Genomic DNA, 15,586 nt, shown 5'->3' with positions numbered 1-15,586 from the left:
GCGATGGAAGATGGTCTGCGTTTCGCCATCCGTGAAGGCGGTCGTACCGTCGGCGCCGGCGTGGTTGCCAAGATCATCGAGTAATCGATTGATCTTGGACTGTCAGGCCGGCATAATGGTCGGCCTGATTCAAGTTACAGGCCAGTAGCTCAATTGGCAGAGCGGCGGTCTCCAAAACCGCAGGTTGGGGGTTCGATTCCCTCCTGGCCTGCCAGATTCCCATCTGGCACTCCTTACAGGATTCATGCAATGAGCATCAAGGCGGAAGCCAAAGAGTCGCGCTTCGATGCGCTGAAGTGGCTGGTGGTTGTCGTTCTGGTAGCGGTCGGTGTTGTTGCCAACCACTACTTCGCTGCTCAGTCCATCCTGTATCGAGTGGTAGGTCTGTTGGTGCTGGCAGCCATTGCTGCCTTTGTTGCCCTGCAGACCGCCAAGGGGCAGGCCTTCTTTGGCTTGCTGAAAGACGCCCGTACCGAGATTCGCAAGGTTGTCTGGCCTACCCGGCAAGAGACCACTCAGACCACGCTGATCGTGGTTGCAGTGGTGCTCGTGATGGCTTTGTTGTTGTGGGGGCTCGACTCCCTGCTCGGTTGGCTGGTTTCCACGATTGTTGGTTGAAAGGGTTCGCCGTGGCTAAGCGTTGGTACGTCGTGCATGCCTACTCGGGTTACGAGAAGCATGTCATGCGTTCGTTGATCGAGCGCGTCAAGCTGCACGAAATGGAAGACCAGTTCGGCGACATTCTCGTGCCCACCGAAGAAGTGGTGGAAATGCGCAATGGCCAGAAGCGCAAGAGCGAGCGTAAGTTTTTCCCGGGCTACGTCCTGGTGCAGATGGAAATGAATGAAGGGACCTGGCACCTGGTCAAGGATACCCCTCGGGTCATGGGCTTCATCGGCGGTACTGCCGACAAGCCTGCACCCATCACTGATCGTGAAGCAGATGCCATCCTGCGTCGTGTCTCCGACAGCAGCGACAAGCCCAAGCCGAAGACCCTGTTCGAGGCTGGCGAGACGGTTCGAGTGGTAGATGGTCCGTTCGCCGACTTCAATGGCGTCGTCGAAGAAGTGAATTACGAGAAGAGCCGCATCCACGTGGCGGTACTGATCTTTGGTCGGTCGACCCCTGTGGAGCTCGAGTTCAGCCAGGTCGAAAAGGTCTAGGTTGTCCGCATCCCTCACCCCGTGGCCCAGGCTGCGGGGTTTTGTCGTCACTGGGATATAGCAAGTAATTGGGGAGCCCCGCGGGGCGTTGAACCCATCATTGGAGTAGCACATGGCTAAGAAGATTCAGGCTTACATCAAGCTGCAGGTTAAGGCCGCTCAAGCCAACCCGAGCCCGCCGGTCGGTCCGGCGCTGGGTCAGCACGGCGTCAATATCATGGAATTCTGCAAGGCGTTCAATGCCCGCACCCAGGGCATGGAGCCCGGTCTGCCCACCCCGGTGATCATCACCGTGTACAGCGACCGCAGCTTCACCTTCGAAATCAAGAGCACCCCGGCTTCCGTGCTGCTCAAGAAGGCTGCTGGCATTCAGAGCGGTTCCGCTCGTCCCAACAGCCAGAAGGTCGGTACCGTCACCCGCGCCCAGCTGGAAGAGATCGCCAAGACCAAGAATGCCGATCTCACCGCCGCCGATATGGACGCCGCCGTGCGTACCATCGCCGGTTCCGCTCGTAGCATGGGTCTGAATGTGGAGGGCGTGTAATGGCCAAGCTCACTAAGCGTCAAAAGGCTATCGCCGAAAAAATCCAGGCTGGCAAGCAGTACGGCTTCGAAGAAGCTGCAGCCCTGCTGGCCGAGCTGTCCACCATCAAGTTCAAGGAGTCCATCGACGTCTCCGTGAACCTGGGCGTGGATCCGCGTAAATCCGACCAGGTCGTCCGTGGCGCCACCGTGCTGCCCAACGGCACCGGCAAGTCGGTTCGCGTTGCCGTGTTCACCCAGGGTGCCAATGCCGAAGCTGCACTGGCCGCTGGTGCCGAGAAAGTCGGCATGGACGAACTGGCTGCCGAAATGAAGGCCGGCGACCTGAACTACGACGTCGTCATCGCCTCGCCGGACGCCATGCGTGTTGTTGGCCAGCTGGGTCAGCTGCTCGGCCCGCGCGGTCTGATGCCCAACCCCAAGGTTGGCACCGTGACCCCGGACGTCGCTACCGCCGTCAAGAATGCCAAGGCTGGTCAGGTGCGCTTCCGTACCGACAAGAACGGCATCATCCACGCTTCCGTTGGCAAGATCGATTTCGAGCCCGTGAAGCTGAAGCAGAACGTTGAAGCTCTGCTGGCCGACCTGAAGCGCCTGAAGCCCTCGACCTCCAAGGGCATCTACGTCAAGCGCATCACCCTGAGCTCCACCATGGGCCCGGGTCTGCAGATCGACCAGGCTTCCCTGGAAGCCTAAGCAAGTTGCAAGTCGCCGTGCCCTCGGGCACGGCGCCAAGATTGGGGTCCCTGCCTGGCGGGGGCTGTCCAAGACCGTAGGGGACGCAGGTCTTAAACCGGGGAAACCCTAGCCTACGCAGATGGTGCTCCCGATTCGGTTACCGAGTCAGACACCAAAACGCCGCCCAGTCCATCGGGCGAAACGGTAACATCCAGGAGTTAAACCCGTGGCAATCAAACTCGAAGACAAGAAGGCTATCGTCGCTGAAGTCAACGAGGCTGCCCAAGGTGCCCTGTCCGCTGTCGTGGCCGATGCCCGTGGCGTGACTGTGGGTGCCATGACCGGACTCCGTAAAGAGGCCCGCGCGGCCGGTGTCTATGTACGTGTCGTACGTAACACCCTGCTGCGTCGTGCCGTTGAAGGTACGTCTTTCGACGTCCTCAACGACACCTTCAAGGGCCCGACCCTGATCGCGTTCTCCCAGGAGCATCCGGGCGCTGCCGCCCGTATCTTCAAGGATTTCGCCAAGGGTCAGGACAAGTTCGAGATCAAGGCCGCCGCGTTCGAAGGCAAGCTCATTCCGGCTAACCAGATCGACGTACTGGCATCGCTGCCGACCTACGACGAAGCTGTGTCCCAGCTGATGAGCGTCATCCAGGGCGCTACCAGCAAGCTGGCTCGTACCCTCGCCGCCATTCGCGACCAAAAGGAAGCTGCCGCCGCCTGATCAGGCGTGCTGCGTTTCCTGCAAGTCTTTCTTATTATTTGCGGCCTGAAGCCGCACCCTGTTATAGGAATATAGAGTCATGGCTCTGACCAACGAAGACATCATCAACGCCGTATCCGAAATGTCCGTCATGCAAGTGGTGGAACTGATCAAGGCGATGGAAGAGAAGTTCGGCGTGACCGCCGCTGCCGCCGTTGCCGCTGGCCCGGCTGCTGCCGCTGCCGTCGTCGAAGAGCAGACCGAATTCACCATCATGTTGACCGAAGCCGGCGACAAGAAAGTGAACGTCATCAAGGTCGTTCGTGAACTGACCGGTCTGGGCCTGAAAGAAGCCAAGGCTGTCGTTGACGGCGCCCCGGGCGTGGTCAAGGAAGGCGTTTCCAAAGAGGAAGCCGAGGCTGCCAAGAAGTCTCTGGAAGAAGCAGGCGCCAAGGTCGAGCTCAAGTAAGTTCGGTTCTTGCGTCTACAGCCAGAACGTCTCACGTTCGGCTGATGGCTGGTGGCGAACGCCACCGGCCTTTTGCCGTTTTGTGCAGGGCGAGCATATCCGCCTGGCAAAACGCGCTGTATCCACCTCGCTCTCGGGGTGCGGCAAACCAAGGGTTTGCACGATTTTCCGGCTGCTCCCGTCGGAGAGGCCAAACAAGCTGGTGACCAAGCTGGGGAACGCTGATGGCTTACTCATACACTGAGAAAAAACGTATCCGCAAGGACTTTAGCAAGTTGCCGCACGTCATGGACGTGCCCTATTTGCTGGCTATCCAACTGGATTCGTACCGCGAATTCCTGCAGGCGGGCGCAGGCAAAGACCAGTTCCGCGATATCGGCCTGCATGCGGCCTTCAAGTCCGTTTTCCCGATTATCAGCTATTCCGGCAATGCGGCCCTGGAATACGTCGGCTATCGCCTGGGCGAGCCGGCTTTCGATGTGAAGGAATGCGTCCTGCGCGGCGTGACCTTCGCCGTCCCGCTGCGGGTCAAGGTTCGTCTGATCATTTTCGACCGCGAGTCGTCGAACAAGGCGATCAAGGACATCAAGGAGCAGGAAGTCTACATGGGGGAAATCCCCCTGATGACCGAGAACGGTACCTTCATCATCAACGGTACCGAGCGTGTCATCGTGTCCCAGCTGCACCGCAGCCCGGGCGTGTTCTTCGATCACGACCGCGGCAAGACCCACAGCTCGGGCAAGCTGCTGTACTCGGCGCGCATCATTCCCTACCGCGGCTCCTGGCTGGACTTCGAGTTCGACCCCAAGGACGCCGTGTTCGTGCGTATCGACCGTCGCCGCAAGCTGCCGGCCTCGGTACTGCTGCGCGCGCTCGGCTACAGCACCGAAGAAGTGCTGGATGCCTTCTATGACACCAACGTCTTCCACATCAAGGGCGAGACCCTGAATCTGGAACTGGTGCCCCAGCGCCTGCGTGGTGACATCGCCAGCTTCGACATCAAGGACGAAACCGGCAAGGTGATCGTGGAGCAGGGCCGTCGCGTGACCGCTCGCCACATCAACCAGCTGGAGAAGTCCGGCATCACCGAGCTGGAAGTGCCCTTCGATTACGTCATTGGCCGTACCACTGCCAAGGCCATCGTGCACCCGTCCACCGGCGAGATCATCGCCGAGTGCAACACCGAGCTGACCCTGGACATGCTGGCCAAGATGGCCAAGGCCAATGTCGTACGGCTCGAGACGCTGTACACCAACGACATCGACTGTGGTCCGTTCATCTCCGATACCCTGAAGATCGATTCCACCGGCAACCAGCTGGAAGCCCTGGTCGAGATCTATCGGATGATGCGTCCTGGCGAGCCGCCGACCAAGGAAGCTGCCGAGACCCTGTTCAACAACCTGTTCTTCAGCGCCGAGCGTTACGACCTGTCCGCCGTCGGCCGCATGAAGTTCAACCGCCGTATCGGTCGCGACGCCATCGAAGGCTCGGGCGTCCTGAGCCGCGAAGACATCGTCGACGTGCTCAAGACCCTGGTCGACATCCGTAACGGCAAGGGCATCGTCGACGACATCGACCACCTGGGCAACCGTCGCGTCCGTTGCGTCGGTGAAATGGCCGAGAACCAGTTCCGCGTGGGCCTGGTGCGGGTAGAGCGTGCCGTCAAGGAACGCCTGTCCATGGCCGAAAGCGAAGGCCTGATGCCGCAGGACCTGATCAACGCCAAGCCGGTGGCCGCCGCGATCAAGGAATTCTTCGGTTCCAGCCAGCTGTCCCAGTTCATGGACCAGAACAACCCGCTGTCGGAGATCACCCACAAGCGCCGTGTCTCCGCACTCGGCCCGGGCGGTCTGACCCGTGAGCGCGCCGGCTTCGAAGTCCGTGACGTACACCCGACGCACTACGGCCGGGTCTGCCCGATCGAAACGCCGGAAGGTCCGAACATCGGCCTGATCAACTCCCTGGCTGCCTATGCCCGCACCAACCAGTACGGCTTCCTCGAAAGCCCGTACCGCATGGTCAAGGACGGCGTGGCCACTGACGAGATCGTCTTCCTGTCGGCCATCGAAGAAGCCAACCACGTGATCGCCCAGGCCTCCGCCGGGCTGGACGAGAACAACCGGCTGATCGACGAGCTGGTGGCCGTGCGTCACCTGAACGAATTCACCGTCAAGGCGCCCGAAGACGTCACCCTGATGGACGTTTCGCCCAAGCAGGTCGTCTCCGTCGCCGCCTCGCTGATTCCGTTCCTCGAGCACGACGACGCCAACCGCGCGTTGATGGGTTCGAACATGCAGCGTCAGGCCGTACCGACCCTGCGTTCGGACAAGCCGCTGGTGGGTACCGGCATGGAGCGCAACGTCGCCCGTGACTCCGGCGTCTGCGTCGTGGCCCGTCGGGGTGGCGTGATCGACTCCGTCGATGCCAGCCGTATCGTGGTGCGGGTCAACGATGACGAAGTCGAGACCGGTGAAGCCGGCGTCGACATCTACAACCTGACCAAGTACACCCGTTCCAACCAGAACACCTGCATCAACCAGCGTCCGCTGGTGAGCAAGGGTGATCAGGTGGCCAAGTTCGACATCCTGGCCGATGGCCCCTCGACCGATATGGGCGAGCTGGCACTGGGTCAGAACATGCGCGTAGCCTTCATGCCCTGGAACGGCTTCAACTTCGAAGACTCCATCTGTCTGTCGGAGCGCGTGGTCCAGGAAGACCGCTTCACCACTATCCACATCCAGGAACTGACCTGTGTGGCCCGTGACACCAAGCTCGGCCCGGAGGAGATCACCTCTGACATCCCGAACGTGGGTGAGGCTGCGCTGAACAAGCTGGACGAGGCCGGTATCGTCTACGTCGGTGCCGAAGTCGGTGCCGGTGACATCTTGGTCGGCAAGGTCACGCCCAAGGGCGAAACCCAGTTGACCCCGGAAGAGAAGCTGCTGCGCGCCATCTTCGGCGAGAAGGCCAGCGATGTTAAGGACACCTCCCTGCGCGTGCCCACCGGCACCAAGGGTACCGTCATCGACGTCCAGGTCTTCACCCGTGACGGCGTCGAGCGCGACTCCCGCGCCCTGGCCATCGAGAAGTCCCAGCTCGACGAGATCCGCAAGGATCTGAACGAAGAGTTCCGCATCGTCGAAGGCGCGACCTTCGAGCGTCTGCGTCAGGCTCTGGTTGGTCAGGTCGCCGAAGGCGGTCCGGCGGTCAAGAAGGGTGCCGTCATCACCGACGAGTACCTGAACGGGCTCGAGCGCGGTCAGTGGTTCAAGCTGCGCATGGCGGAAGATGCTCACAACGAGCAGCTGGAAAAGGCCCAGGCCTACCTGTCCGACCGTCGCCAGCTGCTGGACGACAAGTTCGAAGACAAGAAGCGCAAGCTGCAGCAGGGCGATGACCTGGCTCCGGGCGTACTGAAGATCGTCAAGGTCTACCTCGCCATCAAGCGCCGCATCCAGCCGGGCGACAAGATGGCCGGTCGCCACGGTAACAAGGGTGTGGTCTCGGTGATCATGCCGGTCGAAGACATGCCCTACGACGCCAACGGCACGCCGGTGGACATCGTGCTGAACCCGCTGGGCGTACCTTCGCGGATGAACGTCGGTCAGATCCTCGAAACCCACCTGGGCCTCGCGGCCAAGGGCCTGGGCGAGAAGATCAACGTGATGATCGAAGAGCAGCGCAAGGTCGCCGAACTGCGTGGCTTCCTGCACGAGATCTACAATGAGATCGGTGGCCGTCAGGAGAAGCTGGACGACCTGAGCGATCAGGAAATCCTCGACCTGGCGAAGAACCTGCGTGGCGGTGTTCCCATGGCCACGCCGGTATTCGACGGTGCCAAGGAGCGCGAGATCAAGGCTATGCTGAAGCTGGCCGATCTGCCCGAGAGCGGCCAGATGCGTCTGTATGACGGTCGCACCGGCAACGCCTTCGAACGCACCACCACCGTTGGCTACATGTACATGCTCAAGCTGAACCACCTGGTGGACGACAAGATGCACGCCCGTTCCACCGGCTCCTACAGCCTGGTTACCCAGCAGCCGCTGGGTGGTAAGGCGCAGTTCGGTGGTCAGCGTTTCGGGGAGATGGAGGTCTGGGCACTGGAGGCCTATGGCGCGGCTTACACCCTGCAGGAAATGCTGACGGTGAAGTCGGACGATGTGAACGGCCGGACCAAGATGTACAAGAACATCGTGGACGGGGATCACCGCATGGAGGCCGGCATGCCCGAGTCCTTCAACGTACTGATCAAGGAAATCCGCTCGCTCGGCATCGATATCGAACTGGAAACCGAATAACACGAGACCCTAGAGGAGACGACCGCGCGGCGGTCGTCTCCGGTCCGTGAGGAGGAAAGGCCTTGAAAGACTTGCTCAATCTGTTGAAAAACCAGGGTCAACTCGAAGAGTTCGATGCCATCCGTATCGGTCTGGCCTCGCCCGAGATGATTCGTTCCTGGTCGTTCGGTGAAGTGAAGAAGCCGGAGACCATCAACTACCGTACCTTCAAGCCCGAGCGCGATGGTCTGTTCTGCGCCAAGATCTTTGGCCCGGTCAAGGACTACGAGTGCCTGTGCGGAAAGTACAAGCGCCTCAAGCACCGCGGCGTGATCTGCGAGAAGTGCGGCGTGGAAGTCGCCCTGGCCAAGGTGCGCCGCGAGCGCATGGGCCACATCGAACTGGCTTCGCCCGTCGCCCACATCTGGTTCCTGAAGTCGCTGCCGTCCCGTATCGGCCTGCTGCTGGACATGACCCTGCGTGACATCGAGCGCGTGCTCTATTTCGAGAGCTACGTGGTGATCGACCCGGGCATGACCACCCTCGAGAAGTACCAGCTGCTCAACGACGAACAGTACTTCGAGGCCCTGGAAGAGTTCGGCGACGACTTCGATGCCCGCATGGGTGCGGAAGCCGTGTTCCAACTGCTCGGCGCCATTGATCTGGAGCACGAGATCGGCCGCCTGCGCGAAGAGATTCCGCAGACCAACTCCGAGACCAAGATCAAGAAGCTGTCCAAGCGCCTGAAGCTGATGGAAGCCTTCCAGGGCTCCGGCAACAAGCCGGAGTGGATGGTCATGACCGTGCTGCCCGTGCTGCCGCCGGACCTGCGTCCGCTGGTGCCGCTGGATGGCGGCCGCTTCGCGACCTCCGACCTGAACGATCTCTATCGTCGCGTCATCAACCGGAACAACCGCCTCAAGCGGCTGCTCGACCTGGCTGCGCCCGACATCATCGTGCGCAACGAGAAGCGCATGCTGCAGGAAGCCGTTGACGCCCTGCTGGACAACGGCCGTCGCGGTCGTGCCATCACCGGTTCCAACAAGCGCCCGCTGAAGTCCCTGGCCGACATGATCAAGGGCAAGCAGGGTCGTTTCCGTCAGAACCTGCTGGGCAAGCGCGTCGACTACTCGGGTCGTTCCGTGATCACCGTGGGCCCGACCCTGCGTCTGCACCAGTGCGGTCTGCCCAAGAAGATGGCCCTGGAGCTGTTCAAGCCGTTCATCTTCGGCAAGCTGGAAGCCCGTGGCATGGCGACCACCATCAAGGCCGCCAAGAAGATGGTCGAGCGCGAACTGCCCGAGGTCTGGGACGTTCTCGCCGAAGTCATCCGCGAACACCCCGTGCTGCTCAACCGCGCCCCGACCCTGCACCGTCTGGGCATCCAGGCGTTCGAGCCGGTCCTCATCGAAGGCAAGGCGATCCAGCTGCACCCGCTGGTCTGCGCCGCGTACAACGCCGACTTCGACGGTGACCAGATGGCCGTGCACGTGCCGCTGACGCTGGAAGCCCAGCTGGAAGCGCGCGCCCTGATGATGTCGACCAACAACATTCTGTCGCCCGCTAACGGCGAGCCGATCATCGTGCCGTCGCAGGACGTGGTTCTGGGTCTGTACTACATGACCCGTGAAGCCATCAACGCCAAGGGCGAAGGCCGCGTGTTCGCCGACCTGCAGGAAGTCGATCGCGTCTTCCGTGCCGGCGAAGCCGCGCTGCACGCCAAGGTCAAGGTGCGCATCAACGAGACCATCCGTCACAAGGACGGCAGCCTGACCAAGAACACCCGCATCGTCGACACCACCGTTGGCCGTGCGCTGCTGTTCCAGGTCGTGCCCGCCGGTCTGCCGTACGACGTGGTCAACCAGTCGATGAAGAAGAAGGCCATCTCCAAGCTGATCAACCACTGCTACCGCGTGGTGGGTCTGAAGGACACCGTCATCTTCGCCGACCAGCTGATGTACACCGGTTTCGCCTATTCGACCCTGTCCGGCGTCTCCATCGGCGTCAACGACTTCGTCATCCCGGACGAGAAGGCACGCATCATCGATGCCGCCACCGCCGAGGTGAAGGAGATCGAGAGCCAGTACGCCTCCGGCCTGGTGACCCAGGGCGAGAAGTACAACAAGGTGATCGACCTCTGGTCGAAGGCCAACGACGAAGTGTCCAAGGCGATGATGACCAACCTCTCGAAAGAGAAGGTCATCGACCGCGAGGGCAAGGAAGTCGACCAGGAGTCCTTCAACTCCATGTACATGATGGCCGATTCCGGCGCCCGGGGTTCCGCGGCCCAGATTCGTCAGCTCGCCGGCATGCGTGGTCTGATGGCCAAGCCGGACGGCTCCATCATCGAGACGCCCATCACCGCCAACTTCCGTGAAGGTCTGAACGTACTCCAGTACTTCATCTCCACCCACGGTGCCCGTAAGGGTCTGGCGGATACCGCTCTGAAGACCGCGAACTCCGGTTACCTGACCCGTCGTCTCGTCGACGTGGCCCAGGATCTGGTGGTGACCGAGGTCGACTGCGGTACCGAGCGCGGCCTGATCATGACCCCGCACATTGAAGGCGGCGACGTGGTCGAGCCCCTGGGTGAGCGCGTTCTGGGTCGGGTCATCGCCCGCGACGTGCCCAAGCCGGGTACCGAAGAGATCATCGTGCCGGCCGGCACCCTGGTCGACGAGCGCTGGGTCGAGTTCCTCGAGCTCAACAGCGTCGACGAAGTCGTGGTGCGTTCGCCGATCACCTGCGAAACCCGTCATGGCATCTGCGCCAAGTGCTACGGTCGCGATCTGGCCCGTGGTCACCAGGTCAACATCGGTGAAGCGGTCGGCGTCATCGCCGCCCAGTCCATCGGTGAGCCGGGTACCCAGCTGACCATGCGTACCTTCCACATCGGTGGTGCGGCCAGCCGGACTTCCGCGGCCGACAGCGTCCAGGTCAAGAACGGCGGTGCCATCCGCCTGCACAACCTGAAGCACGTCGAACGTGCCGACGGTGCCCTGGTTGCCGTGTCCCGTTCCGGTGAGCTGGCCATCGCCGACGACTTCGGTCGCGAGCGCGAGCGCTACAAGCTGCCCTACGGTGCGGTGATCTCGGTCAAGGAAGGCGACAAGGTCGACGCTGGCGCCATCGTTGCCAAGTGGGACCCGCACACCCACCCCATCGTCACCGAGATGGACGGTACCGTGGCCTTCGTCGGCATGGAGGAGGGCATCACCATCAAGCGCCAGACCGACGAACTGACCGGTCTGACCAACATCGAGGTGCTCGACGCCAAGGATCGCCCGACTTCCGGCAAGGACATCCGTCCGGCGGTCAAGCTGATCGACGCCAACGGCAAGGACCTGCTGCTGCCGGGTACCGACGTACCGGCCCAGTACTTCCTGCCGCCGAACGCGCTGGTCAACCTGAGCGACGGTGCCAAGGTGCATGTGGGTGACGTTATCGCCCGTATCCCCCAGGAAACCTCCAAGACCCGCGACATCACCGGTGGTCTGCCCCGCGTGGCCGACCTCTTCGAAGCGCGTCGTCCCAAGGAGCCGGCAATCCTGGCGGAGATCAGCGGTACCATCTCCTTCGGCAAGGAAACCAAGGGCAAGCGTCGTCTGGTCATCACCCCGACCGACGGCACCGATCCCTACGAGGAGCTGATTCCGAAGTGGCGCCACCTGAACGTCTTCGAAGGCGAACAGGTAAGCCGCGGCGAAGTCATCTCCGACGGTCCGAGCAACCCGCACGACATCCTGCGTCTGCTGGGTGTCAGCGCGCTGGCCAAGTACATCGTCAACGAGATCCAGGACGTGTACCGCCTGCAGGGCGTGAAGATCAACGACAAGCACATCGAGACCATCCTGCGACAGATGCTGCGCAAGGTCGAGGTGAGCGATACCGGCGACTCGAGCTTCATCAAGGGCGATCAGGTCGAACTGACCCACGTCCTGGAAGAGAACGAGCAGCTGGTCGGCAATGATCGCTTCGTCGCCAAGTACGAGCGCGTGCTGCTGGGTATCACCAAGGCTTCGCTGTCCACCGAGTCCTTCATCTCGGCTGCTTCCTTCCAGGAGACCACCCGTGTCCTGACCGAGGCCGCCGTGACCGGCAAGCGCGACTTCCTGCGCGGCCTGAAGGAAAACGTGGTGGTGGGTCGTCTGATCCCGGCCGGTACCGGTCTGGCCTACCACAGCGAGCGCAAGCGCCAGCGCGAACTCGGCAAGCCGCAGCGCGTGAGCGCCAGCGAGGCCGAAGCCGCCCTGACCGAAGCGCTGAACTCCAGCGCCAGCTGAGTTCGGTAGCAGGTCTCGCTTGACAAAGCCCCCGGCGCCCCAGGCGTCCGGGGGCTTTGTCTTGACTGGAACGCCGAAGCTCTTTAGACTTTCGTTCCCCGAAAATGGGCAGGACTGACGTTCTGCTATTTCGTTTATGTCGCAAGACAATCAGTGGAGCTATAGATGGCAACTATCAACCAGCTGGTGCGTAGTGCACGCAAGCGTATCGTCGAGAAATCCGACGTACCTGCGCTGCAAAACTGCCCGCAACGTCGTGGCGTGTGCACCCGCGTGTACACCACCACTCCCAAGAAGCCCAACTCCGCACTGCGGAAGGTCTGCCGTGTGCGTCTGACCAACGGCTTCGAAGTCACCTCCTACATCGGCGGTGAAGGTCACAACCTGCAGGAACACAGCGTCGTGCTGATCCGCGGTGGCCGGGTCAAGGATCTGCCGGGTGTGCGTTATCACACCGTGCGCGGCTCGCTGGACACCACCGGTGTGAAGGACCGCAAGCAGGGCCGTTCCAAGTACGGCACCAAGCGTCCGAAGTAACCACCTTTCTTTTTGTTCGAGTCGATAAGAGTAAGGTCGGGCAACGAGTCCCGAGCTAACCTGAAGACCGTTTTGAGGGCTTATCAATGCCAAGACGTCGTGTAGCGGCCAAGCGCGAAATACTTGACGATCCGAAATACGGAAGCCAGATCCTGGCCAAGTTCATGAACCACGTGATGGAGAGCGGCAAGAAAGCCGTTGCCGAGCGTATCGTTTATGGTGCTCTGGACAAGGTCAAAGAGCGTTCCAAGAATGCCGAACCCCTGGAAGTTTTCGAAAAAGCGCTCGACGCCATCGCTCCGCTGGTCGAAGTGAAGTCCCGCCGTGTCGGCGGTGCTACCTACCAGGTGCCGGTTGAGGTTCGTCCTTCCCGTCGTAATGCCCTGGCCATGCGCTGGCTGGTGGACTCCGCGCGCAAGCGTGGTGAGAAGTCCATGGCTCTGCGCCTGGCGGGTGAACTCATGGACGCTTTTGAAGGCAAGGGTGCCGCAGTCAAGAAGCGCGAAGACGTGCATCGCATGGCAGAAGCCAACAAGGCCTTCTCGCACTACCGCTTCTAAGCCTAGCGCTTCCAATCAAGCGAGGACCTTATGGCTCGTACAACCGCTATTAACCGCTATCGGAACATCGGTATCTGCGCCCACGTGGACGCAGGTAAGACGACTACTACCGAGCGGATTCTGTTCTACACCGGCGTGAACCACAAAATGGGTGAGGTTCACGACGGCGCTGCGACCATGGACTGGATGGTGCAGGAGCAGGAGCGTGGTATCACCATCACCTCCGCTGCCACCACCGCGTTCTGGTCCGGTTCGACCAAGCAGTACGACAAGTACCGCGTAAACATCATCGATACCCCCGGCCACGTGGACTTCACCATTGAGGTGGAGCGTTCCCTGCGCGTGCTGGACGGTGCGGTCGTGGTGTTCTGCGGCACCTCCGGTGTCGAGCCTCAGTCCGAAACCGTATGGCGTCAGGCCAACAAGTACGGCGTACCGCGCATCGTCTACGTCAACAAGATGGACCGTGCCGGCGCCAACTTCCTGCGCGTCGTCGAGCAGATCAAGAAGCGCCTGGGCCACACTCCGGTCCCGGTTCAGCTGGCCATTGGCGCGGAAGAGAACTTCCAGGGCCAGATCGACCTGCTGAAGATGAAGGCCATCTTCTGGAACGATGACGACCAGGGCATGACCTATCGCGAGGAAGAGATTCCTGCGGGCATGCTGGCCGATGCCGAGCAGTGGCGCTCCAACATGGTCGAGGCTGCTGCCGAAGCCAACGAAGAGCTGATGAACAAGTACCTGGAAGAGGGCGAGCTGTCGATCGACGAGATCAAGGCCGGCCTGCGTCAGCGTACCATCGCCTGCGAAATCGTCCCGGCCGTCTGCGGTTCGTCCTTCAAGAACAAGGGCGTGCCCCTGGTTCTGGACGCCGTGATCGACTTCCTGCCGGCGCCCATCGAGATTCCCGCGATCAAGGGTACCAACCCGGACAACGAGGAAATCACCGACGAGCGTCATGCAGACGACAACGAGCCCTTCTCGGCTCTGGCGTTCAAGATCGCTACCGACCCCTTCGTGGGTACCCTGACCTTCGCCCGCGTCTACTCGGGTGTACTGAGCTCCGGTGACTCCGTCATCAACTCGGTGAAGGGCAAGAAGGAGCGCGTCGGCCGTATGGTGCAGATGCACGCCAACACCCGTGAAGAGATCAAGGAAGTTCGCGCTGGCGACATCGCCGCCCTGATCGGCATGAAGGACGTCACCACCGGTGACACCCTGTGCTCGATCGAAAAGCCGATCATCCTCGAGCGCATGGACTTCCCGGAGCCGGTGATCTCGGTCGCCGTCGAGCCGAAGACCAAGGCCGACCAGGAAAAGATGGGCATCGCACTGGGCAAGCTGGCCCAGGAAGACCCCTCGTTCCGCGTCAAGACCGACGAAGAGTCCGGTCAGACCATCATCTCCGGCATGGGCGAGCTGCACCTGGACATCCTGGTGGACCGCATGAAGCGCGAATTCGGCGTGGAAGCGAACATCGGTAAGCCTCAGGTCGCCTACCGCGAAACCATCCGCAACACCTGCGAGATCGAAGGCAAGTTCGTTCGTCAGTCGGGTGGTCGTGGCCAGTTCGGTCACTGCTGGATTCGCTTCGCACCGGCCGACGAAGGTCAGGAAGGTCTGGAGTTCGTCAGCGAAGTCGTGGGCGGTGTGATTCCGAAGGAATACATCCCGGCGATCCAGAAGGGCATCGAAGAGCAGATGAAGAACGGTATCGTTGCCGGCTATCCGCTGCTTGGCCTGAAGGCCGCTGTGTTCGACGGTTCCTACCACGACGTCGACTCCAACGAGATGGCGTTCAAGATCGCTGCCTCCATGGCGACCAAGCAGCTCACCCAGAAGGGTGGTGCCGTGCTGCTCGAGCCGATCATGAAGGTCGAGGTCGTGACCCCGGAAGACTACATGGGCGACGTCATGGGCGACCTGAACCGTCGTCGTGGCCTGATCCAGGGTATGGAAGACACCGTGACCGGCAAGGTCATCCGTGCCGAGGTTCCGCTGGGCGAGATGTTTGGCTACGCTACGGATGTCCGCTCCATGTCTCAGGGTCGCGCAAGCTACTCCATGGAGTTCTCCAAGTACGCCGAAGCTCCGTCGAACATCGCCGAAGCCATCATCAAGAAACAAGCTTAATCAGCGCTTTGACTAGAGGTTTTATCTCGTGGCTAAAGAAAAATTCGAACGTAACAAACCGCACCTGAACGTGGGCACCATCGGTCACGTTGACCATGGCAAGACCACTCTGACCGCAGCGCTGACCAAAGTCTGTGCCGACACCTGGGGCGGTTCCGCTCGTGGTTTCGACCAGATCGATAACGCGCCGGAAGAAAAGGCTCGCGGTATCACCATCAACACCTCCCACGTTGAGTA

The 15,586-nt window shown here is 61.2% G+C and carries 12 protein-coding genes, 1 tRNA gene and 1 pseudogene; all 14 read left to right on the top strand.

What is annotated here, in order from left to right; translation table 11 throughout:
* Positions 1 to 84: pseudogene (locus tag PSEK12I1_RS24330) on the top strand (elongation factor Tu); the annotation flags it as partial.
* A 54-nt stretch (positions 85 to 138) separates the two neighbouring features.
* A tRNA-Trp gene (locus PSEK12I1_RS0109915) sits at positions 139 to 214 on the top strand.
* 35 nt (positions 215 to 249) lie between these two features.
* Positions 250 to 618, top strand: a complete 369-nt coding sequence (gene secE / locus PSEK12I1_RS0109910; RefSeq protein WP_027601417.1) for a preprotein translocase subunit SecE — start codon at positions 250 to 252, stop codon at positions 616 to 618.
* Positions 619 to 629: 11 nt separating this feature from the next.
* Positions 630 to 1,163: a transcription termination/antitermination protein NusG gene (gene nusG / locus PSEK12I1_RS0109905; RefSeq protein WP_007163096.1), complete on the top strand. Its 534-nt coding sequence runs from the start codon at positions 630 to 632 to the stop codon at positions 1,161 to 1,163.
* A gap of 112 nt (positions 1,164 to 1,275) precedes the next feature.
* Complete coding sequence (rplK, locus tag PSEK12I1_RS0109900) at positions 1,276 to 1,707, top strand: 50S ribosomal protein L11 (protein WP_007163095.1); 432 nt, start codon at positions 1,276 to 1,278, stop codon at positions 1,705 to 1,707.
* Entirely contained in the window at positions 1,707 to 2,402 is a 696-nt protein-coding gene (rplA, locus tag PSEK12I1_RS0109895; protein WP_007163094.1) for a 50S ribosomal protein L1, read from the top strand. Before rplK ends, rplA begins: the two co-directional genes overlap by 1 nt.
* 208 nt (positions 2,403 to 2,610) lie before the next feature.
* On the top strand, positions 2,611 to 3,111 hold the full coding sequence (gene rplJ, locus PSEK12I1_RS0109890) for a 50S ribosomal protein L10 (protein ID WP_007163093.1): 501 nt from the start codon (positions 2,611 to 2,613) through the stop codon (positions 3,109 to 3,111).
* A gap of 79 nt (positions 3,112 to 3,190) precedes the next feature.
* Complete coding sequence (gene rplL, locus PSEK12I1_RS0109885; RefSeq protein ID WP_017641869.1) at positions 3,191 to 3,559, top strand: 50S ribosomal protein L7/L12; 369 nt, start codon at positions 3,191 to 3,193, stop codon at positions 3,557 to 3,559.
* Between the two features lie 224 nt (positions 3,560 to 3,783).
* Positions 3,784 to 7,857, top strand: a complete 4,074-nt coding sequence (rpoB, locus tag PSEK12I1_RS0109880; protein WP_027599187.1) for a DNA-directed RNA polymerase subunit beta — start codon at positions 3,784 to 3,786, stop codon at positions 7,855 to 7,857.
* Between the two features lie 62 nt (positions 7,858 to 7,919).
* Positions 7,920 to 12,119: a DNA-directed RNA polymerase subunit beta' gene (gene rpoC, locus PSEK12I1_RS0109875; RefSeq protein WP_017641871.1), complete on the top strand. Its 4,200-nt coding sequence runs from the start codon at positions 7,920 to 7,922 to the stop codon at positions 12,117 to 12,119.
* A 165-nt stretch (positions 12,120 to 12,284) separates the two neighbouring features.
* Positions 12,285 to 12,656 (top strand): 30S ribosomal protein S12, encoded by a 372-nt coding sequence (gene rpsL / locus PSEK12I1_RS0109870; protein ID WP_007163089.1) that lies wholly within the window; start codon positions 12,285 to 12,287, stop codon positions 12,654 to 12,656.
* An 86-nt stretch (positions 12,657 to 12,742) separates the two neighbouring features.
* Positions 12,743 to 13,216 carry a 30S ribosomal protein S7 gene (gene rpsG / locus PSEK12I1_RS0109865; protein ID WP_007163088.1) on the top strand — a complete coding sequence of 158 codons (474 nt, stop codon included), beginning with the start codon at positions 12,743 to 12,745 and terminating at the stop codon, positions 13,214 to 13,216.
* 30 nt (positions 13,217 to 13,246) lie between these two features.
* Entirely contained in the window at positions 13,247 to 15,349 is a 2,103-nt protein-coding gene (gene fusA / locus PSEK12I1_RS0109860) for an elongation factor G (protein WP_027599186.1), read from the top strand.
* 28 nt (positions 15,350 to 15,377) lie between these two features.
* On the top strand, positions 15,378 to 15,586 hold a 209-nt coding region (locus tag PSEK12I1_RS24325), incomplete at its 3' end, for a GTP-binding protein (RefSeq protein ID WP_231500990.1).

The sequence above is a fragment of the Pseudomonas sp. MOIL14HWK12:I1 genome (genome assembly GCF_000510705.1).
Taxonomy (GTDB): domain Bacteria; phylum Pseudomonadota; class Gammaproteobacteria; order Pseudomonadales; family Pseudomonadaceae; genus Chryseomonas; species Chryseomonas oryzihabitans.
This window is presented reverse-complemented; position numbering and strand designations above follow the sequence as displayed.

Excerpts from the sequence above, each read along its gene's own strand:
- secE (WP_027601417.1), top strand. The coding sequence starts at position 250 with ATGAGCATCAAGGCGGAAGCCAAAGAGTCGCGCTTCGATGCGCTGAAG.
- rplK (WP_007163095.1), top strand. The coding sequence starts at position 1,276 with ATGGCTAAGAAGATTCAGGCTTACATCAAGCTGCAGGTTAAGGCCGCT.
- rplA (WP_007163094.1), top strand. The coding sequence starts at position 1,707 with ATGGCCAAGCTCACTAAGCGTCAAAAGGCTATCGCCGAAAAAATCCAG.
- rplL (WP_017641869.1), top strand. The coding sequence starts at position 3,191 with ATGGCTCTGACCAACGAAGACATCATCAACGCCGTATCCGAAATGTCC.
- rpoB (WP_027599187.1), top strand. The coding sequence starts at position 3,784 with ATGGCTTACTCATACACTGAGAAAAAACGTATCCGCAAGGACTTTAGC.
- rpsL (WP_007163089.1), top strand. The coding sequence starts at position 12,285 with ATGGCAACTATCAACCAGCTGGTGCGTAGTGCACGCAAGCGTATCGTC.
- rpsG (WP_007163088.1), top strand. The coding sequence starts at position 12,743 with ATGCCAAGACGTCGTGTAGCGGCCAAGCGCGAAATACTTGACGATCCG.
- fusA (WP_027599186.1), top strand. The coding sequence starts at position 13,247 with ATGGCTCGTACAACCGCTATTAACCGCTATCGGAACATCGGTATCTGC.